The 22,068-nt window shown below is 33.5% G+C and carries 17 protein-coding genes; 11 read left to right on the top strand and 6 right to left on the bottom strand.

The window, feature by feature from the left end; genetic code table 11:
• Nucleotides 1–23: 23 nt before the first annotated feature.
• The 4 genes from AC061E_RS15195 to AC061E_RS15180 all read right to left on the bottom strand — a co-directional run bounded on the left by AC061E_RS15195 (nucleotide 24) and on the right by AC061E_RS15180 (nucleotide 7,004).
• Nucleotides 24–2,465, bottom strand: a complete 2,442-nt coding sequence (locus tag AC061E_RS15195; protein ID WP_478287007.1) for an ABC transporter permease — start codon at nucleotides 2,463–2,465, stop codon at nucleotides 24–26.
• A gap of 2 nt (nucleotides 2,466–2,467) precedes the next feature.
• Entirely contained in the window at nucleotides 2,468–4,840 is a 2,373-nt protein-coding gene (locus tag AC061E_RS15190; RefSeq protein ID WP_478287006.1) for an ABC transporter permease, read from the bottom strand.
• A gap of 170 nt (nucleotides 4,841–5,010) precedes the next feature.
• A complete protein-coding gene (locus AC061E_RS15185; RefSeq protein ID WP_478287005.1) occupies nucleotides 5,011–5,712 on the bottom strand; it encodes an ABC transporter ATP-binding protein in 702 nt (233 codons plus the stop codon).
• Between the two features lie 53 nt (nucleotides 5,713–5,765).
• A complete protein-coding gene (locus AC061E_RS15180) occupies nucleotides 5,766–7,004 on the bottom strand; it encodes an efflux RND transporter periplasmic adaptor subunit (protein WP_478287004.1) in 1,239 nt (412 codons plus the stop codon).
• 181 nt (nucleotides 7,005–7,185) lie between these two features.
• Here AC061E_RS15180 and AC061E_RS15175 point away from each other — a divergent pair, with 181 nt between their 5' ends.
• The 3 genes from AC061E_RS15175 to AC061E_RS15165 all read left to right on the top strand — a co-directional run bounded on the left by AC061E_RS15175 (nucleotide 7,186) and on the right by AC061E_RS15165 (nucleotide 12,019).
• A complete protein-coding gene (locus AC061E_RS15175; RefSeq protein ID WP_478287003.1) occupies nucleotides 7,186–8,529 on the top strand; it encodes a sigma-54-dependent transcriptional regulator in 1,344 nt (447 codons plus the stop codon).
• Nucleotide 8,530: 1 nt separating this feature from the next.
• A complete protein-coding gene (locus AC061E_RS15170) occupies nucleotides 8,531–9,865 on the top strand; it encodes a sensor histidine kinase (RefSeq protein ID WP_478287002.1) in 1,335 nt (444 codons plus the stop codon).
• A gap of 609 nt (nucleotides 9,866–10,474) precedes the next feature.
• Complete coding sequence (locus AC061E_RS15165; RefSeq protein WP_478287001.1) at nucleotides 10,475–12,019, top strand: hypothetical protein; 1,545 nt, start codon at nucleotides 10,475–10,477, stop codon at nucleotides 12,017–12,019.
• 1,021 nt (nucleotides 12,020–13,040) lie between these two features.
• Here the strand turns inward: AC061E_RS15165 and AC061E_RS15160 are convergent.
• Nucleotides 13,041–14,045 (bottom strand): LLM class flavin-dependent oxidoreductase, encoded by a 1,005-nt coding sequence (locus AC061E_RS15160; protein WP_478287000.1) that lies wholly within the window; start codon nucleotides 14,043–14,045, stop codon nucleotides 13,041–13,043.
• 471 nt (nucleotides 14,046–14,516) lie between these two features.
• Here AC061E_RS15160 and AC061E_RS15155 point away from each other — a divergent pair, with 471 nt between their 5' ends.
• The 8 genes from AC061E_RS15155 to AC061E_RS15120 all read left to right on the top strand — a co-directional run bounded on the left by AC061E_RS15155 (nucleotide 14,517) and on the right by AC061E_RS15120 (nucleotide 20,658).
• Nucleotides 14,517–15,344, top strand: coding sequence for a helix-turn-helix domain-containing protein (locus AC061E_RS15155; protein ID WP_478286999.1), 828 nt, complete (start codon nucleotides 14,517–14,519; stop codon nucleotides 15,342–15,344).
• 98 nt (nucleotides 15,345–15,442) lie between these two features.
• Complete coding sequence (locus tag AC061E_RS15150; RefSeq protein WP_478286998.1) at nucleotides 15,443–16,009, top strand: DapH/DapD/GlmU-related protein; 567 nt, start codon at nucleotides 15,443–15,445, stop codon at nucleotides 16,007–16,009.
• A 10-nt stretch (nucleotides 16,010–16,019) separates the two neighbouring features.
• The gene (locus tag AC061E_RS15145; RefSeq protein ID WP_478286997.1) at nucleotides 16,020–17,120 is read left to right on the top strand and encodes an alpha/beta hydrolase; all 1,101 of its coding nucleotides are present in this window, start codon (nucleotides 16,020–16,022) and stop codon (nucleotides 17,118–17,120) included.
• 218 nt (nucleotides 17,121–17,338) lie between these two features.
• Nucleotides 17,339–17,740, top strand: coding sequence for a (R)-mandelonitrile lyase (locus tag AC061E_RS15140; protein WP_478286996.1), 402 nt, complete (start codon nucleotides 17,339–17,341; stop codon nucleotides 17,738–17,740).
• A 12-nt stretch (nucleotides 17,741–17,752) separates the two neighbouring features.
• Entirely contained in the window at nucleotides 17,753–18,940 is a 1,188-nt protein-coding gene (locus AC061E_RS15135) for an NAD(P)-dependent alcohol dehydrogenase (protein WP_478286995.1), read from the top strand.
• An 11-nt stretch (nucleotides 18,941–18,951) separates the two neighbouring features.
• Nucleotides 18,952–19,425 (top strand): cyclophilin-like fold protein, encoded by a 474-nt coding sequence (locus AC061E_RS15130; RefSeq protein ID WP_478286994.1) that lies wholly within the window; start codon nucleotides 18,952–18,954, stop codon nucleotides 19,423–19,425.
• A gap of 163 nt (nucleotides 19,426–19,588) precedes the next feature.
• Nucleotides 19,589–20,299 carry a dioxygenase family protein gene (locus AC061E_RS15125; RefSeq protein WP_478286993.1) on the top strand — a complete coding sequence of 237 codons (711 nt, stop codon included), beginning with the start codon at nucleotides 19,589–19,591 and terminating at the stop codon, nucleotides 20,297–20,299.
• A gap of 17 nt (nucleotides 20,300–20,316) precedes the next feature.
• A complete protein-coding gene (locus tag AC061E_RS15120; protein WP_478286992.1) occupies nucleotides 20,317–20,658 on the top strand; it encodes a winged helix-turn-helix transcriptional regulator in 342 nt (113 codons plus the stop codon).
• A gap of 3 nt (nucleotides 20,659–20,661) precedes the next feature.
• Here the strand turns inward: AC061E_RS15120 and AC061E_RS15115 are convergent, their stop codons facing one another.
• Nucleotides 20,662–21,384: an SDR family oxidoreductase gene (locus AC061E_RS15115; protein ID WP_478286991.1), complete on the bottom strand. Its 723-nt coding sequence runs from the start codon at nucleotides 21,382–21,384 to the stop codon at nucleotides 20,662–20,664.
• Nucleotides 21,385–22,068: the final 684 nt, after the last annotated feature.

Raw genomic sequence — 22,068 nt, 5'->3', positions numbered from 1 at the left:
AAAAAGGGTTTAAATCTTTTTAATTATTCGTATTTTAAATATTTTAAAACATCCATTTTGGTTACTTGAAAAGCTTTTGCCAAAACAATTATTAATGTTAAGAACAGTAAAGACAGAAAAGCAATTGCAAAAGGAAAAATTTGAATTGTAATTCGGTACGCAAAATTTTCGAGCCATTTTTCTAATAATAAGTAGGCAGGAACTACGCCGATTACAAAACCTATTAAACAGAAAACAACATATTGTTTTGATAATTCTTTGAGTAAAACATTGGTTTCGGCACCTAAGGTTTTTCGAATAGCGATTTCTCGTAATCTTCGCTCCATCGAGAAAGAAGCCAAAGCGAACAAACCGAAAATGGCAATAAGAACAACCACCGCATTCAGAATTGAGAATAGATTTTTTTGTTTTACATATTCCTTAAAAGATCGTGCGTATTTTTTATCTACAAACTCATACGAGAACGGATATTCGGTATCCACTTTAGTTTTCCAAAATTGTTCAATATCGCTCACCGTCTCTTCAATATTTTCTCCCTTTACTTTTACAAAAATTGAATTTATACCTTGCAACATCAATGGCATTGTCTTTAAATGCGTAAACACCATTGGTGAGTTTTTCTCTTGAGGCCCTCTTAAATTGAAGTCTTTTACAACGCTGATTATTTTGGATTTCTCACCATTACGAGAAACAATTTCTTTTCCTAGTGGCTGTTTGATTCCTAATATTTTTACAGCTGTTTCATTTACCATTATATTATTAATGGTGTCTGAAGCGTATTGAGAATTGAAATACCTTCCTTCTAATAATTTGATATTCATCATTTCCATCATTCCAAAATCAACAGCCATGTTCAACCCTTGAATATTATTATTTTGATACACATAATCGCTTGAAGAACGTGCACCATTTCCAAAAGAGAAATTTCCAGTAGCCACTTGATTAACGCCTTTCATTCTGCTCAATCTATCTTTTACTGTCAAATAGTTTTTAAAAAAATCATTCTTATAACTTGCTTCAGACTGTTTGTCAAATTTTTTCAGAAAATCAATTTCAATAACTTGATCACCTTTAAATCCAAGGTTTTTGTTGGTTAAGTAATTTACCTGTTGGTGGACAATTGTTGTACCGATAATAAAAAAAACAGCTATAGCAAATTGAAAAACCAACATACTGTTGCGCAACCAAATTCCAGTTTTACTTCTATTAAAATTTCCTTTTAAGACTTTCTGTGCTTCAAAACTTGAAATATATAGCGCTGGGAATAATCCCCCTAATACAACCACTATTCCGAAAATTAATAACAATTGTAAATAGAATTGACTACCATAAATTTTCAAATCCTTGTCTAAAAGTTCATTATAATAAGGCAATGAAATCTCGACGATTACTAATGCGAAAAGAATAGAAAGGAGTACAATTACTACTGTTTCTGAGATAAATTGAAATGTGATATTCCTTTTGCTTGCACCCAATACTTTGCGCACTCCTACCTCTTTCCCTCTCTTAATTGAACTGGCAGTAGCTAAATTGATATAATTAATAATGGAAAGAATCATTATTAAAATAGACAATCCTGCCATTATGATTAAATATTGATAATTCCCAGCTCCTTCCGGATATCCCCAACCTCCTACTAATACCGAATTAAGCCTAGCATCTTTAAGTGGTTCTAAATTTATAGCAACAATCCCATGTTCTTTTATTTGCTGTTCTAAACTAATATTGGCTTCTTTAGCTTCGGGTTTAATAACATTGTCAATAAAAAGTTGCTCAATTTTTCGTTCAACTAACTCTCTTTTAGAATTATCCTTAAGTTTTATAAGCAAACAAAAATTAAAAGATTCCCATTGGTCTACACTCTGTGTTATAACTTTTTTAAAGTTATCTGTCATCACAACATCTGGAGCAACAGAACTTTTCATTTCATTTTTATAAACACCACTAACGGTATAAAAGTTTTCTCCAAATTTTATTTGCTTACCTATTGGGTTTTCTTTGTCAAAAAAAGCATTGTAAATTTTCTCAGAAATAGCGATTGAAGAATCATCTTTTAAAGCATTTTTAGCATTTCCGAAAATAAAAGGAAAGGGGAAATAATCGAAAAACTTGTTTTGAGTATTAAATCCTTTCTCTATTTTTTGCTTTTTTCCGTTGTAAATAAACAAATCTGAATTATACCAATTATAGCAGTAGTTGTAACTTTCTACATTAGGATCATTTTTCAGATATTGTCCTATGGGAGCAACAGTATAAGGCCATTTATTATTGTTCAACGTGTTTATAACCATGTAAACGTTATCCTTTTCAGGATTCCATTTATCATAACTATGTTCGTCGTTCCAATATAAAATGGCGAAAATCAATCCTGCAATACCAATGCTCAAACCCAAAACGTTGAGAAAAGAAAACAATTTGTTTTGCTTTAAGTGGTAAATAAATATTTTAATCCAATTTTTTAACATGATTACTCGTATTTTAAGTATTGTAAAACGTCTACTCTTGTGGCTTGAAACGCTCTTAAAAGAACGACAAGTAAGGTCAATGATAATAAGGCAATAAAGCCAATTAGAAATGGATAGATTGAAATATCAATTCGATAAGCAAAATTCTCTAACCATTTATTTAACAAATAATATGCTGGAAAGACTGCAATCATAAATCCTATAACACAATAAACAATGTATTGTTGGGATAATTCTTTGAGTAAAACATTGGTTTCTGCGCCGAGTGTTTTTCTGACTGCAATTTCTTTCATGCGTCTTTCTATAGAAAACGAGGCTAGACAGAATAAACCAAAAAGTGCAATAAGGATCACCACAATATTGAGTATTGTGAACAGGTTTTTTTGCTTCACATAACTGCTATACGATCTTTTATAATCTTTATCTACAAAATCGTATGCAAACGGATAATCAGGATCTACTTTTTTTAGCCAAAAATTTTCCAGATCAGCTACTGTTTGATCCATAGTTTTTGAATCGGCATCAATGTAAATATTGTTTAAAGCAAATGTCAACCACGAATTTGTTTTAAAATGGAATATTGACATTGGCGGAATAGCTTCGGCTGGATTACCTATGTTGAAATCTTTTACAACCCCAACGATAATTAACTCTTTACCATTCCAATTTATCTTTTTTCCAATTGGATTTTTCTCTTTTAGTAGTCGCGCGGCAGTTTCATTTATTAACATCGAATTAATAGTATCCTGAGCAAATTTTGGACTCAAGTATCTTCCTTTCATAAGTTTTATTTGCATCATTTCTAACATTCCAAAATCAATTGGAATATTGTCTCCATCTACACTTAAATCTTTATATTTATATGTTATTGTTGATTTTGCAGATCCTCCAAAGGCAAATCCACCTGCTGCAACTTGTTTTACACCGGGAATGCGTAATAATTCATTTTTGATTGTTAAGTAGCGATCAAATCTAAAATTGTCGGTTATTTCTTCTCCGTATACGTTACGATAAGAAATACTTAATATTTGATTCGCCTTGAAACCTAAATCCTTTTTATTGATATGGTCTATTTGCTGATAAACAATATAGGATCCGATGATAAAAAATGTCGCAATTGAAAATTGAAAAATCAACATTCCGTTGCGTAACCAAACGCCACTTTTACTTCTTCCAAAATTGCCTTTCAATACCTTTAATGCTTCAAAATTAGAAACATATATTGCTGGGAAAACTCCTGCCAGACAAACCGTGATACTAAATATGATGATAAGTTGTAAATAAAATTGACTGCCTTGCACAACGATCGTTTTATCTAAAAAATCATTAAAATAAGGTAACGACAGTTCCACAAGTACAAGAGCAATTAAAATTGAAAACAACGATAGTATTGCTGTTTCAAAAACAAATTGCTGAATTATATTAATTTTTGAAGAACCTATAACTTTTCTTACGCCAACTTCTTTGGCACGTTTTATAGCATTTGCTGTTGCAGAATTGATGTAATTTACAATTGAAAGTAGCAGAATTAAAACAGATAATCCTACCATAATCATTAAAAACTGAAAATTGCCATTTTCCTCAATTAGACCACTCGTTTTAGTGTGTAATCGAATAGTAGACAAAGGCTCTAAAGAGGGTTTGGTGACTCCAAATTTTTTAATATACTGCTCAGGAGAAATTCCGTTTTCTTTTGCATAACGAACGATCATGTTATCGTAATAAAGTTTTTGCAAATCATTTTCGATAAACGAAACTTTACTAGGATTTTTAACTTTAAGAAATAATACAAAGTGAAAATTTCCCCATTGATCAATAGTTTTTCTAATTCTTAAATCAATGAAATTAACAACAGCAGAAGGATTGTAAGAAGATTTTTTATCCATTTTATAAACGCCTCTTACAGTGAGTTTTTTATTCTGAAACAGAACTTCTTTTCCTAAAGCAGTTTCTTTTCCAAAAAGCTGCAAAGCTAAATCTTCTGATAAACTGATACTATTTTCATCTTGCAAGCCTGTTTTTGGATTGCCATCTACAAATTCATAAGGAAAAAATTCAAAAAAATTCTTTTGTGCTAATATGATTTTACTCGATTGCACTTTTTTATTTTTAAACCGAATTGGATCGCTTTCATAATTTCCACTTAAATAACAATACGATGCTACTTCTGAACTTTTCTCTTGTATCGCAGCCCCTATTGGAGCTGAACTAGATGCCCAGAATGTATTCTCGCTCATTTGATTAGCGACCAAAAACACATTTTCTTTATTGGGATTCCAAGAGTTGTAACTTTGTTCGTCATTCCAATATAAAATGGCGAAAATCACTCCCGCAATACCAATACTCAAACCCAAAATATTGAGAAAAGAAAACAATTTGTTTTGCTTTAAGTGGTAAATAAATATTTTAATCCAGTTGAGAATCATAACTTTTTTGATTGATTTAATTTTGATTTGATTGATGAAAATTCAAGATGTTTACAAAAGTATTTTGCAAAGGATCTCAAAAATGATTGTGGCGATTGATATGAGGATGGTTATCATTTTTATACTTTAAAAACATCAACATTTCTTTGATTTGCTTTTTCTGAAATGACAACTCCATCTTTCATCAAAATGGTTTTTTGGGAAAAAGAAGCATCATAATCAGAGTGAGTCACCATCAAAATTGTCGCACCGCTGGCATGTAAATCAGTTAAAAGTTCCATTACTTCGTTTCCGTTTTTACTGTCCAGATTTCCTGTAGGCTCATCGGCAAGAATGATTTTTGGGTCGTTGATTAAAGCTCTCGCTACCGCTACACGCTGTTGCTGTCCTCCGGAAAGTTGTTGCGGATAATGTTTCAATCGGTGGGAAATTCCTAATTTATCAGCGATTGCGTCTACTTTTTTCTTTCTGTCAGAAGAAGGAACTTTATTGTAAATCAGCGGCAATTCGATATTGTCATAAACCGACAATTCGTCTATCAGGTTGAAATTCTGAAAAATAAAGCCAATATTTTCTTTTCTGGCTTTCGATTTTTCTTTCTCTTTCAGCCCAATCATTTCCTGGTTTAACAACTGATAACTTCCGCTTGAAGCGCTGTCTAGCAACCCAACAATATTCAATAAAGTGGACTTCCCGCTTCCTGATGGTCCCATAATCGAAACAAAATCTCCTTGATTTATGGTTAATGAAATTTCGCTTAATGCCATGGTCTCCACTTCTTCGGTTCTAAATACTCTTGAAAGATTTTTAATTGTGATCATACTATTCGTTTTTTGATTGATGTTATTTTTATCTAATTTTTTACTTTTTTTTCTTATTCTAAATTCAAAACTTCGACTTCTTTATAGTCTTTATACGATGAGGTAATTACTTTTTCACCTGCTTTCAATCCGCCGAGTATTTCATAATATAATGGATTTTCTCTTCCCAATTTGATTGTTCTTCTTTCGGCCTTATTTCCATTCACTACAAAAATCCATTTTCCGCTCGTTTCTTCGTTAAAGCTTCCTTTAGAAAGTACTAATGTCTTAGTTTTTTCTGATAGGTTTAATTTTACGCCAAAACTCAATCCTTGTTTTAAATCTAATTTTTCAGAGGAAACAAAATCCAATTCTACTTGAAACCTTCCGTTTTTAATTTCCGGAATCACTTTGGTTATTTGCACTTCGATGGATTTGTTTTCAAAATCTACTGCTCCTTTTTGTTGCGCTGCAATTTTATCCAAATAAAATTCATCGATGTCAGCTATCAATTTATAGCCTTTCCTATCATCAATAGAACCAATACTTGTATTTTGTGCATAGGTTTTCCCGAGTAGAGGTTCAAAGGAAGAAAGTCTTCCAGAAATTGGTGCTGTAACAAGGAAATTTTTTTTATTCATTCTCAAAATATCCAAACTTTTATTCATGAAACCAATGGATTGATTCAATTGTCCTATCTGGACTTGATTTGCTAATTTTTCTTTTTTGACACTTTTTTTGATAATATTCATACGCTCTTTTTGAAAACGATAATTTTCTTGGGTCTTTTCCCATTCATTTTTAGAAAGTATTTCCTGTTCAAAAAGTTTTTGGTTCAATTCAAATGAGTTTTTGGCATCCAAATAATCGTGTTCAATGGCAATCAAGTCTTTTTCTAAATTCAATTCCTGATTTCTCAAATCGAGTTTGGCTTTATCCAAATTATTAATTTGTTCGATAATGGCCGTTTCCTGTTGCATGTACGACAGTTCTGCATTGGGATTGTACAATCGTGCCAACGGTTGTCCTTTTATAACCATGTCGCCGTTTTCGACAAATATTTCCTGAATGGCTCCGCCTTCAATGATATTCACTAACATTGAATTTAAAGGAACTACTTTTGCCTGAAATGACATAAAATCTTCGAAAAAATTATTTTCAACGGTCTTAATCGTAATTTCAACTTTTTTTACGTTCAAACTTCTTTTTTTGGTAGCTGATGTAAAAACAAAATACCCAAAGAGTAAGATAATTGGCAAAACGATTAAAAGATACTTATTTTTGTTAGTTTTACGTACGATTTTGGTGTCCATTGTTTATTGTTTGTATAGTCTATTAGGATAATCGTACCAGAAAATTAAAAACTATAATAATCTTATTATCAGATTTTTAATTTTAATAAAATTTATACGGTGTCCATAATTGAACACTATTTGTCCGAAACCGAACAATGATTCCATTTTCTGAATAAAAAAATACAGCTATTGCATTAGAATGAAAAAGACAAACGCCTCCATATTAGTCATAGACGACCAAGAAGATATTCTTTTTGCTTCAAAAATGCTACTTAAAAAGCATTTTGAAAATATTTATACCCTTAATAACCCTAAAAATGTTGTGGAACTATTATCACAAAACAACATTGATGTCGTTTTGCTCGATATGAATTACAGAATAGGATTTGAAGACGGCAGAGAAGGTTTGTATTTATTAAAAGAAATAAAAACGCTTTCGCCAAAAACAGTCGTTATTTTGATGACCGCATTTGGTAAAGTAGAAACTGCTGTAGAAGGTTTAAAAGCAGGTGCTTTTGATTATATTTTGAAACCTTGGGAAAATGAAAAATTACTTAGCGTTGTAAAACAGGCAGTTGACAAAAGCCGGAAAGAGCAAAAGAAGTCCAATAATATCGAGATTGTAGACGAGTTTTTTGTTGGTAATTCAGAGGTTATAAAAAAAGCATATTCTCTGGCCGATAAAGTGGCCAAAACCGATGCCAATGTTTTAATACTTGGCGAGAACGGAACTGGTAAATTTGTATTGTCACATCATATCCATTTGCAATCAGAGCGAAAAAAAAGTCCTTTTATTCACGTAGATTTGGGTTCTTTGAATTCCAATATTTTTGAAAGCGAATTATTTGGCTATGCTAAGGGTGCTTTTACAGATGCGAAGGTTGATACGCCAGGACGTTTTGAAATGGCGCAGAACGGCACTATTTTTTTGGATGAAATAGGAAACGTTCCATTGCATTTACAATCTAAACTCTTGCAGATAATTCAAACCAAAATGGTAACCCGTTTAGGAGAATCAAAAGCAAGACCGCTGAATGTTCGCATTATTACAGCCACCAACCTGAATTTAAAACAAGAAGTTACAGATAAGAATTTCCGTGAAGATTTGTACTATCGCATCAATACGATGGAAATTGTGTTGCCTCCATTGCGCGAGCGAATCGAAGATAAAATTCCTTTGGCGCAGTATCTTTTGCAAAAAATGATGACAAAATACGGACGAGACACAATTACTTTTGACGAAAAAGCATTGGAACAAATCTCAAAACACGCATGGAATGGAAATATTCGTGAAATGGAAAACCGAATAGAACGTGCCGTGATTCTTTGTGAAAACAATTACATTACCGTTTCGGATTTAGATTTGGAACAAATAACGGCTTACGAAGACAATCAAGATGACATTCAACTTTCGACCGTAGAAAAAACGGCTATCGAGAAAATCCTGTTGAAAAATAACAACAATATTAGTAAAACTGCCGAGGAACTAGGATTATCCAGAGGTGCATTGTACCGACGTTTAGAAAAATATAACATCAACTAATATGTTTACATCTTTAAAAATATACCAACTCCTTTTTCTTAGATTAATTTTTATTCTTTGCCTTTCTGCAGTTTCCTTGTTTATTTTTCAAAAAGGATTGGTCTTTACAGCACTTTTTGGACTACTCGTACTTTTTATTCTCTTCGTCGAAATGTATTTTTACATTAAAAACACGTTTCAGCTTTTCGACAGAACAATCACTTCAATTCTGCAAAATGATTTCACCTCCGATTTTTCGAAACATAAATCGTATCAAAATTATTCTACTTTATTCAAGCTATACGAAACGCTAAAAAACAAAGAAAACGAGCAGGTTTCAAAAGATATTGTTTACCGTTCTATTTTAAATACTATCGAAACAGGAATTATTATCTTACAAAAGGAAGAAAGTGACTGGAACATTTTTTTGATGAATGATTTTTTTTCGAAACATTTTGATGTCCCAAAAGTATCTAAATGGAAGTATCTGAAAAATCATTTGCCTGCGTTGTGTGAAATTATCGAAAAACAGGATTTTCAGGAAATTAAAACATCTTTAGAAATTCGTGTCAATCAGCAAGACACGCAAACATTTGTGATGCAGTCTTCTAGAAGCGAAATTTACAATCGGGATTATTTTATTGTTTTACTGGATTCAATTCAAAATGTAATTGAGAAAAAAGAGAAAGAAGCTTGGGTCAATTTAATGAAGGTCATCTCGCATGAACTCTTGAATTCGATAACTCCCATTCGATCGCTTTCTCAGAATTTACAAGACTTGGTGCAGCAGGAAACCATTTCGGCAGAAGATTTAGACGATATGAAAAGTAGTGTTACCACGATGTTGAGACGAAGTGACCACTTACAGCAATTTGTAGAAAGTTATCGGAAACTGGCCATGTTGCCATCGCCCAAAAAACAAATAATGGAACTATCAAAATTGATTGACAACAGTAGTCAAATCATGAATCCATTGTTTAAAAAGGCACACATAGAAGTCATAAATACTATTGCTTTTGACCGCAGACTCCATATTGACCCACAACAGATGGAGCAAGTAGTCATAAATCTTTTGACAAATTGCATCTACGCATTATCTAATTCAGAAAAAAAACAAATTATCATATCGGCAGAAGTCAAAGAAAAGAGAATTTTTATCATGATTACTGATACAGGGCAAGGCATCGAAAAAGAAATAGAAAATAAAATATTCTTGCCTTTCTTCACCACCCGAAAAGAAGGTGCCGGAATTGGTTTAACTTTATCTAAAAGCATAGTTGAGGCTCACGGTGGCTACTTGGCGTATAGAAATGATGAAGGAATAACTACTTTTGTGATTTGTTTGATTGAAAATTGATCTTAATTTAGATATGAATAAAAATTAGAGTTTAAGTTAAGCGTAGTAACTTATCAAGTACAAAAGCTCTCTTTGCTTTATGAATACATTTCTCTATAAAATAACTCAGAACTTTAAAAACTGTGTAGATTTTTAATGCAAATTGAAAATATTTTCTTTTTTTCAACATCTGGCACCAATACTATTTATTGGAACAGACAAAAAGGGACTAATGTAAAACCAGTAGTATTAGTCAGTCAAATCTATTAATGGCTTCACTCCTTTTTCATCTTGTTTAGTCAAATAAATTTAACATCCTTATTTTGTAGAAGGATTATCTCTTATTCTAATGCTGTAATTTAATTACTTCTGCTTGGTGAAGGATAGTAATAGAAAGCTCGTGGCATGACACAGGAAGTTCCCCGACTTGTAATGCACATACTAACCTAGCACAGTTTTAGTAAGACTATTGATTAAAAAAAGGTTAAGCCTCAGGTAATGGGCATAGCGGGAACAAACCAAAAAAAAAAAAAAAGCAGGTATTTATACGTGATCGTATCTGCTTGGCTTGTCTTATTTTTGGTTAAACAATTGCTAAAAAAAATAATAGTAACAAAACCATCACTCCTCATGAAAAAAACAATCACCAGATTAAGTATCGCAGCCTTATTAGGGCTCACCATTTTTATAGCTTGTAAAACTCAGGAAAAAACAGAAGCTTCAAGCTATTTACCGCTCAATGTTTTACCTTCTTGTGTGGTCACTCCTACTGAGTTTAAGACTTGGTTTGTAGGTGGTAATCCTACTGAGAATGGTGCTGTGAAGCCTGCTAATAGTGTAACTTTTGGTCATGCAGACAATTGTGATTTTTACCGATGGTCTGAGCAAATGTTTTTGTGGATTACTTCTCCAAGCTCAGGTATTTATGGACAAAGAAAGACCGTTTTTGAATCACCTGTTTTCTTTACCGTTTCACCAGAATTTGGTGCCAATGAAAGAAAATTAATTCCGCATAAACCTGGTATATTATTGAATGCACTCCCTAGTTTAGAAAAAAGTATAGGTGTTGACAGCGAGGAAGGACAAGCCACAGGAGATGCTTTGATGTCAAAAGATGGTGCCCTACTCTATTATATTACTATGGTAAATGATGTGTATGCGCAGTTTATAGCAGCAGTTAATGCAGGCAAAATGAAAGGCAAGCAATTTCCAACTACTCAAGCTGAACTAAATACTATTGTAGCTTATGCAAAAAGCCAAAATATTGTTTTACCAGATGCCAATGCCTTAGCCATCGAACTTAAAACTTCGTGGGTTGATGCCAGTACTGTGAAAGATCTGAGTAATTACATTACAACAGATGCACTTGTACCTACCTACATTAAAACAGCAAAAAAGTGGACTATCATTCCTAATAAAACACAAAAAATAAAATTAGCCTTGTTGGGTGTGCACATTGTGGGTAGTACGGCTGGACATCCAGAGATGGTGTGGTCCACTTTTGAACATAAAAACAATGCTCCTAATTTAAGTTATACCTATTTAGATACCGCAAAGAAGCAACAGAAGATTGCGGCAGATACTAAAGGCCTTTGGGTTTTGAATTCGGCACCAGCAGATACGACCAACATTAATATCTCGCACATGAAGTTTAAAAACGATACTATTTCTGCGAATTGGAAGCTCAAAAATACTCCACCTCCTCCACCCAATAATACCATTAGCCCGAGTAATACTACCAGAACCAAGCCTTGGGGTGTAGCGAATAAAGGAGTTCCAAACCCTGAGAATGAGACTGCAGCGGCTTCCAATAGTCAGATCATATCGATTAACAATTCGGTGCTATCTCAATTGGTTGGTAATGACATCCGAAAAAATTATCTTTTTATAGGATCCACTTGGACGGATGGTGGCGCAGCACCTAATGGTCAAAGTTATTCAGCTAACAATACCACAAGCGGTGTGGCAATAGGTACAAGTCAGTTGGCCAATAGTACAATGGAAACCTATGATCAAAGTACGGCCTATAACCCAAATGGTTCTTGTTTTAGTTGTCATCATGATTATAAGTCGCCTAAACCTACTTTAGACCCTAATTTTTTAAGTCACGTGTATGCTGATATTAGAAGAGGCGATTCTATTTCAGGCAAAAAAAAGGTTAAGTTAATTCAGTAATAGATTGAAAAAGAGTTTAAAAGTGTAAGGTTTCCATAGATCAATAGTTTATGGACAGCCTTACACTTTTGGCTTATTCAAACCCCATCGGTGCAATTAAATAAAAAACATTTTAAAATTGATTGTATCTATTTCAATCAGAGCCAAAAAAGAGGTAACTATAGGTCGATAATCATCGGCTTTTTGTATTAAAAGAACTAATTTTGCTCAAAGCACAAAAAAGAGGCAAAACCTACAAATTTTTAAACTGTTAAAGAGTCCGTTTGAAATTTTTTTGATGAGCTTTGGAATACTTCCATGGCTCCTATTATTCAAAAAAATAATATAAGTAAATACTTCATAATAAGTCAGATTAAAAGCAAATGTAAATGGTGAAATTACATTTAAGGAATTGTCAGAGGGTTAACCTAATTATCAAAAGTTTATGATTACTCTTAATGAACCTAAAGATTTTGCTGTTAAATAGTTAACTCCAGAAGCTAGAAAAAGACAAGATGAAATAGCAATAGAAATATTACAAAAAATTTCTAGAAGAAGATAAATGATATATAGATCTCGAAAATAAACCTCCGAATCCAAATTGGATTAATAAGGCAGCTGCTATTATAGTAGAATTAATTGAAGATAAACAAGGTTATTGATGACAAATCTAAGCTTTGGGGGAGTTAAAAGACTTTCTTCCTGCATTAAGCCATGAAAAATGTTGTTAAACTGAACCTAAAAATGCGGAGCTTATTGTCATGTAAATCATTTTAGACCCAAAAAGAAGCTATTGATGAAATGCGAAAAGATATTGCTGCTTATTCCTAGTTGGCATTTGATTGGATGAACTATCGCTATTCTGGACCAGCAACAAATATTTTAAAAAAAAATTATCTCATTTAAGACAATGCAAATAAATATGGGAATAATAAAAAAAATCAAACCTTATTTCTTGACCTAATTAATTTTACAGATCCTGATTATCTAGCTTTTGATAATGAACGACTAGCATGACCTAAATCTTCTGATGAAAAATCCTTTATTCATTAATCGCATCCATTACCGATTTAGAAATCTGTAAACTCTTTAATTTATCTTGATGGTCAAAAATAGGACTGGTAATCATCAATTCATTTATGCGAGTATATTGAATAAATTCTTTTAAATCTTTAGTCAGTTTCTCTTTGCTTCCTGTAAAGGTGCAAGCAGTCATTTGATTCACATGAAAGCGTTCTTCCTCATTCATCATTTCATCAAGAGATGCTAAGGGTGGTTGCAAAGCTTTTCTATCGTTTCGTATTAAATTCAAAAACATTTGATACAAACTAGTCGATAAAAATTGCGCTTCTTCATCAGAGTCGGCTGCTATGATATTCACGCAAGCCATTGTTTTGGGTTCGCTCAAAAAGGTTGAAGGTTGAAAATTTTCTCTGTAAAATTCAAATGCCTGTAGCATTTGTCTGGGTGCAAAATGTCCTGCAAAAGCATACGGCAAGCCATATTCAGCTGCCAATTTTGCACTATCCATACTAGAACCTAAAATCCAAATGGGCACATTCATCCCTTCGGCCGGAAAAGCCCTAACTTTTTCTGTAGCATTGGCTTCAGAGAAATATCTTTGCAATTTGGATACATTGGAAGGGAATTGTTGGGCTTCTTCAAAAAAATCTTTTCGAATGGCTTGCGCTGTCAACGCATCAGTCCCTGGCGCTCTTCCAAGACCTAAATCAATTCGGTTAGGATACAAAGTAGCCAAGGTGCCAAACTGTTCCGTAATGATTAATGGCGAATGATTGGGCAACATGATCCCACCTGATCCTACCCGAATATTTTGAGTTTGACTGGCAATATAACCAATCAAAACCACCGTTGCCGTACTGGCCACGTGAGCCATATTATGATGCTCTGCCAACCAAAACCGATTGTATCCCAAATGATCTGCCAGTTGCGCCAACTCTTTGGTTTTTTGCATGGTCTCACTGGCATTGCTGTTTTCTGTAATCAAAGCCAATTCTAATAAAGATATAGGAATAGCGTTTTTCATAAAAATTTATTTGTAGTACAAAATTAGGGCATTAAGATGATGCGTCTATATTTTGAGATGTTAATTGAATTATAATGTTTGAATGGAAGTCTAACCAAAACCAGTAAGCTGAGTTTGATTACTAATTTTTATAAAAACACTAATAGAATTGGGTCATAGGCCGTTTTTTAAATGCGTTTCTGGTTGGTTTTCGCTGATAATTAGAGTTTTTTGGTGAAAATAATGAAACTTAGGTGGTAAAGTAATTGGTTAAAACTGTCAATTAAATTTAAAAGCAAACTTTAGTTTCATACGTTCACATTTCCAATAACAATATATTATTTCTTGCTCATTTAATTTTACATAAGTTATACTAAAATACCAACAATCAATCTCCCTGAGCTTAAAAGAAACATAAAATGAGCTTTACAGCAAAGTAATTTTGAGAATTAAACCTGTATTTTGTATATTCATAAAGCAATAATAAAAATTATGGAAGTACAAGAAAACGATAAACTCAAAACATTAAACTATTCAGGGATATTTTTATCCTGCTTTTCTGATTATAGCGAAAAGTGCATTCATGCAACACCTGAACATGTTTTGGTTTATTTGTATTCAGGTGAACAAGTGATTGAAGATAGAAATAAAACCATAAAAATACAAGCGGGCGAATGTGCTTTTATACGTAGAGATCACCGCTTAAAAATGTATAAAAACAGTAAAGGCGATGATTTGTATAAAGGAATTTCGTTGACCTTTAAACGAAATGTACTGCGGGATTTTTACAATAAAATGGACAAATCTGAAATTCCGACAAATGTTAAGATTTCGGACAAAACGGTTTTCAAATTAGAGTCAAGTCCTGCCATAGAAAGTTTGTTTCAATCGCTTACCCCTTATTTTGAAAGTAATATAAAACCTACCGAAGGTGTTGTCCATTTGAAATTACTAGAAGGCATTTATGCTTTATTGAATAGTAACGAAGAACTTTACCCCATACTTTTTGACTTTGCCGAACCTTGGAAAATTGACCTTTTGGATTTTCTAAACAGTAATTATGAAGAAGAACTTTCGATGGAACAAATTGCCATTTTTACAGGAAGAAGTTTGGCCACTTTCAAAAGAGATTTCAAGAAAATAAGCAGTCTCACTCCACAAAAATGGTTGATAAAAAAACGCTTGGAAATGGCTTACATCAAACTAAAAGAAGAAAACAAAAAAGTACAAGATGTTTACATAGAAGTTGGTTTTAAAAACCCTTCTCATTTTTCAACTGCTTTCAAAAAACAATACGGAATTTCGCCCACCGAAATCTAAAATTGAGCTTTAAAGAAAAGTAATTTGAGCCTCGTAGTAAAGTCACTGCGAGGCTTTCTGTTTAATTTTGTTTCACCAACAAATAGTTTTAGAAACAAATGGAAGCCATGGCAAATACTATTTTCAACAAATTGAAAGCGGGCGAATCTATTTTGCCAAACGACCCCGAAGCTTATAAATTAATAGAAGCTTCTTTTGATACCAAAAAAATATTGATTGAGATGAATAACGCATCCAATCCAAATGAAATCAGAACATTATTAAGCCAAATTACAGCAACTGAAATTGACGAAAGCGTAACAGTATTTACGCCTTTGTACATCAATTACGGAAAGCACACCAAAATTGGTAAAAATGTGTTCATCAATTTTGATTGTGTGTTTTTGGATTTGGGCGGTATCACCATCGAAGACAACGTACAAATAGCTCCCAAAGTAAGTTTGCTGTCTGAAGGGCATCCCGTTTCTTCGGAAAATAGACATTCTTTATTGGTAGCACCTATTCATATCAAAAAAAATGCTTGGATTGGTGCAAATGCCACCATTTTGCAAGGTGTTACTGTTGGCGAAAATGCTATTGTAGCATCGGGTTCTATCGTTTTAAATGATGTTCCAGACAATACCATCGTAGGCGGAATTCCTGCAAAAATTTTAAAAACAATTTAAATTAACAATAATGAAAAAAGCGCTAATAATTGCAATGACGTTGCTATTGACAGTACCATCATTTGCACAAAACAAAAAAAAGGAATCAAAGAAAAACGATAAAATGGAAAAAACAGAACAGTTCACTTTTCAATTGAGTGATAATGTAACCCGAGAAAAAGTAAGTTTCAAAAACCGTTATGGCATTACAATTTCAGGTCATTTGTATGTGCCAAAAAATAGCGATACATCAAAAAAATATGCTGCACTTGTATTGAGTGGCCCTTTTGGAGCCGTTAAAGAACAATCCTCTGGTTTGTATGCTAACGAAATGGCAAAAAGGGGTTTTGTTGCCTTGGCTTTTGATCCATCATTTACGGGTGAAAGTGGCGTTGAGGTTAGAAATGTAGCTTCAGCTGATATTTTTACAGAAGATTTTAGTGCTGCTGTAGATTATCTTGGCTTGCAAACCTATGTTGACCGAACTAAAATTGGGGCTTTGGCCATATGCGGTTTGAGCGGAATGGCAATTACTGCCGCAGCAAGTGACACCCGAATAAAAGCTGTGGCCACGGCATCTATGTATGATATGTCCAGAAGTATCAGCAAAAGTTATATGGACAGTTACACCAACGAACAACGCCATAAAGTTATTGACTATCTAAGCCAACAGCGTTGGGAAGATGCCGAAAAAGGGTCTTACGGGTTGGGTTTTCACGAAATCCCGTTTGATGAAAAAGGAAATATTGTAAAAGGCGAAAAATTGTTACCTGATAATTTACCAGCAAACCCAAATCCTGTATTGGCAGATTTTTATTCGTATTACAAAACGAAACGTGGGTATCATCCAAGATCTATTAATTCCAATTCGGCTTGGACAGCTACTACTCCAATTTCATTTTTTAATTTTCCAATGCACGCCAACATAGCCTTGCTATCGCCACGACCTATTATGCTCATAGCTGGTGAGAAGGCACATTCTCGTTATTATTCCGAAGATGTTTACAAATTGGCTTCCGAACCAAAAGAATTAGTAATTGTTCCAGGAGCAACGCATTGTGATTTGTATGACAAAGTTGATCTGATCCCTTTTGACAAACTAGCAACTTTCTTTACCACTAATTTAAAATAAGCACTGAATTCAAATAATAAGTCATTGTTTTTCAGTAAATTAATGCAGTAAAAAGTTAAGATCACCATTTCTCATAAAAAAGCATCATTTGGCAGTAACCCTTTTGTTTGAAACATAGCTTTATAAATTATGGCCAAGTTTGACATCATAAAATAATAGCAATAAATATTAATTCACTAATTGCAATTGTATCATTCAGTTGTGCAAAGAAAAAAGATATGAAAAAAGAAGAAAAAAATACAATTTTTGAAATTGGTGAAGTTGCATCAAAGGAATATTTCACAGGTAATGTGAATGCCAAAGTGTTATTGTCGGACATTGAAAATTTTCAATGCTCAATTTTCAATGTGATTTTTGAAAAAGAAGCAAGAACCAATTGGCACAAACATCCTAGCGGACAAATTTTATTAGTTATCGATGGCATCGGTTCTTATCAACGCAAAGGTCAAGCGGTTCAAACTATGAAAAAAGGCGATGTAATAACCTTTGAACCGAATGTAGAACATTGGCACGGTGCATCAGAAAATAGCGGTATGACACACATAGCTATAAACCCAAATACAGAAAAAGGATTGGTGGAATGGATGGAAAAAGTAACTAATGAAGAATTTAAAATCTAATAAATCAGAACAATGAAATCCGAAAATAATAATTCTAAAAAAGGAAGAAGAGAATTTATACAACAAGCAACACTGGCGGGTACAGGTTTGCTACTAGCCACTCCATTACAATTATTTTCAAACGAAAAAAACACAAAAACGATGAGCACAAATATCAAATCAAGAGGTTACGCAGGTAAAAACACAACTGATCCACTAGTTAAATGGGAATTTGAACGTCGTGCCGTTGGCGATGATGATATTTTAATTGAAATTAAATTTTCGGGGATTTGTCATTCCGATATTCATACTATCAAAGGACATTGGGGGCCACAAAAATACCCTCAAGTGCCAGGACACGAAATTGCAGGTATAGTAACTGCCATTGGAAAAAACGTAACTAAATTTAAACTTGGCGATCAAGCAGGAATTGGCTGTATGGTAGATAGTTGTATGAAGTGCGAAAGCTGTAAAAATGGCGAAGAGCATCATTGCGAAACGGGTATGACAGGAACCTATGGCAGTCCAGAAAAGTCGTCACCAACGGAGATTACCCAAGGTGGTTACGCTAACAACATTGTTGTAAAAGCACATTTTGCTATCAAAATTCCAAATAATCTAGATTTAAAATATGCCGCACCCTTATTATGTGCGGGTATAACCACTTATTCTCCTTTAATGAGGCAAAACTTTAAAAAAGGAGATAAAGTTGGAATTATTGGAATTGGAGGTTTGGGACATATTGCGGTAAAATTAGCAGTCTCTAAAGGAGCCGAAGTCTATGCTTTTACCACCACTGCTGATAAAAAAGCGGATATTTTATCATTTGGTGCCAAAGAAGTAATTGTGGTTGATGCCATGGAAAAACTAAATCCATATAGAGGAAAATTGGATTATATGCTTTCCACCGTTCCTTATGATTATGATTTGGCTTCGTATGCGAATTGCGTAAAACCGTATGGCAATTTCACTCAGGTTGGTATGCCCATTAACGGACATTTATCATTGAATAATTTTCAGATGATTTTCAATAGGGTGAATTTCAACGCATCGTTAATTGGTGGAATTCCAGAAACGCAAGAGGTGGTAGATTACTGTGCCAAAAACAATATTCACCCTCAAATTGAAATGATTAATGCGACTGAAATAAATGCAGCTTGGGACAAAGTGGTCAATAAAGAAGCACGATACCGATTCGTAATTGACACTAGTACATTCTAAATCAAAGCACTATGAGATATTTAGTTTCGGCAGCTATGGTTCTCACTTGCTTTTTATTGAGTAGTGCCAGTTGCACTACCGATAAAAATATGGAGCCAACCACAACTCAAACAAATAACACGAGCAATCAAACAAATCGAACTATGAAAATAACAATTGGATCCTCTGTTTATTCGGCAACACTCTATGACAATGCAACAACTAAAGCATTTAAAGCGATGTTGCCAATAACCCTTAATATGAGCGAATTAAACGGCAATGAAAAGTTTTTTTATTTTTCAAATACCTTGCCCACAAATTCTGCTCCAGGAGGGAATATCCAAAATGGTGATTTGATGCTTTATGACGATAACTGTTTGGTATTGTTTTACGAAAGTTTAAATACAACGTACAACTACACCAAACTTGGCAAAATCAGTAATACCAATGGATTAGCCTCAGCATTAGGAACAGGAAACGTAACCCTTAAATTTGAGTTGGAATAATTTTTTGATAACTAATCAGTTTTTAATTTTTCATGAAAAAACCTTATTTTAGTTTACATAAAAACTAATGATAAGCTCTTTTATAAAAAAAGAATTGTAGTACATTAGTAACTCAGGTCTTAGATTCTTAACACCTAAACAGAAACAAAAATATTAATTAAGTATGGACAGAAAAAAATTCTTAAAAAATGGTATTATAGGTTTAGGTGCCATAGTTGCTTTACCTACTGTTGTTACATCATGCTCAAAGAACGATAATGAAGATAACACAAATAATACTCCCAACAACAATACAAATAGTTGCGCCGTTTCACCAACTGAAACTATAGGGCCTTTTCCAATACTAACTCCTTTAGAATACATTCGAGCCAGCATTATTGGTGACAGAACAGGCGTACCGCTTTTAATGACCTTAACCATTCAAGATCAAAGTAATGGCTGTATTCCCTTAGCAGGTGTGTATGTAGATGTTTGGCAATGTGATAAAGACGGCAACTATTCTCAATATGGGGGTAATCAATTACAAGCAACAAATTATACCAACCAAAATTTTCTTAGAGGCAGACAAACTACAAATGCAAACGGTCAAGCATCCTTTATCAGTATCTTTCCTGGGTGGTATCCTGGCAGAGCTCCGCATATACATTTAGAAGTGCGCACAACCGCTGGGGCGTCTCTTTTGGTTACACAAATTGCGTTTCCTACCACTATATATAATGCAGTTTATGCCACCAGTGGCTATAATGGTGCTCCTGATAGATCCAACACCCAAGACAGCATTTTTTCAAACAGTCTAAACCAAAACATGGCTGATAGCGTTACAGGAAATACCGTTGATGGCTATACCCTTTTTAAAACAATTACAGTGCAATAAATTTCAATACAGTAGCTATGAAAAAAGAAAATTCAACAAATGCTATCAACGAGGCCTATCTAAAAGAAATGTGTGCAGTGCAAGAATCCTTAAACTTGATAAGCAGTAGATGGACTCTTGCGGTATTATACGCCATTGATAAGGGAAATAATAGATTTAGCTCATTGCAAAAAGAATTAGAAAATATTTCAAAAAAAGTATTATCAGATAGAGTGAATCTTCTTTGTGAAAGCGGCATTATTCAAAAAGAAATTATTACTGAGAAACCGCTAAATATAGAATATCAAATAACAAAAAAAGGGCAAGAACTTATAGAAGTACTTGCCCCAATTAAACTTTGGGCTAAAAATAATAGGTAACTATTAAAACAAAGTGGCTCCACCATCAACCCGAATGGCACTACCAGTAATATGCAAACTGCTGAATAAAAATTCAACAGCCAAAGCGACATCTTCGGCAGTTGCTACTCTTTTTGTAAGCAAACTTTCTTCTACCGATTGGTAAATACTCACTCTAACCTCTTCCGAAAAACTGTTGCGCATCAACGGCGTATCTACCAAACCAGGCGAAACTGCATTAACTCTAGTTGGAGATAATTCAACCGCCAAAGCTCTTACCAATGATTCTATTGCACCATTTGCAGCCGACATTACTGAGGTACCCGCATCTGGACGAAGACCATAAGCTCCAGATGTTAATACAATTGAGCTTCCTTTTTCAAGAAAAGGCACAGCACTTTTTACAACTTTGTATTGTCCCCAAAATTTTGAATTAAATTCATCTTGTGCTTTTGAAATATCTGCACTGCCAACAGGTACAAATGATGGACTGCTGCCTGTAACAAATAAATGCTTGAAAGCCCCAATAGATTCAAAACCTTTTTTTACAGCCTCTTCGTCATTCATATCAAATTGTAGCGTGGTTACCTCGCCTCCAATTTCGTCTTTAGCACTTATTAATTTATCAAGACTTCTACCAGCAATAACAACACTTGCACCAGCAATTGATAAAATTTTGGCAGTAGCCAATCCCATACCCGAACTGCCACCAACAATAACTACTTTTTGACCTTTAAACTTTTCCATAAAATTATTTTTAGATTACAGGTGCAAAGCTAGTGCATGGACAAAGTACTGTAAAGTAGTAACTAAATTGTAGCCAGCATAGCGGCATTAAAATAAGAAGCAATTCATTCCAATATTGAACCAATATTTTTGAGTAAACGACCTTATTGCTGCCTTTGTTGCATCCCAATAAATTATCGTTAACAGCAGCAGAAAACTTCTTTCTTGCAATTTTAGCTATTGTAACAAAAATAATTATGACAATAAATCAACTAGAACGGTCTTGATTTGTGTTTTTGAATTTTAATTGTGAAGTAAACAACTATTTAAAATAATTTCAGTTTTTAGCTTTGAACAGGGACAATTAAAATAACTACCCCATACTATTATAAATTTACAAGATTATTCTTTATTTAATCTATCTTCTTTTCGGAATTAATATTCTCTGGGTGGTGTAACAATTTTCCAAGGAATTTATGTTGAGCTAATCTTAGTCAATGTAACTTTATCACTAGTATTACTTCGGTTTATGTATCATTGTAAAACCTATCCTTTTTCCAAAGTCATATTATTATAAGTACGTCCCGGAAATTCCAGTCCTAAAACTAATTTATTAATATTATTAAAAAGCATCTTAATAGAATAAACATCAACATAGTCATTATCTTCGTTATCTACAAGTTTTAATATAGCTAGCTGTTTATT

Source organism: Flavobacterium sp. GNP011 (assembly GCF_056428925.1).
Note: the sequence above shows the minus strand (reverse complement) of the source record. Positions and strands in the feature narration are given on the sequence as shown.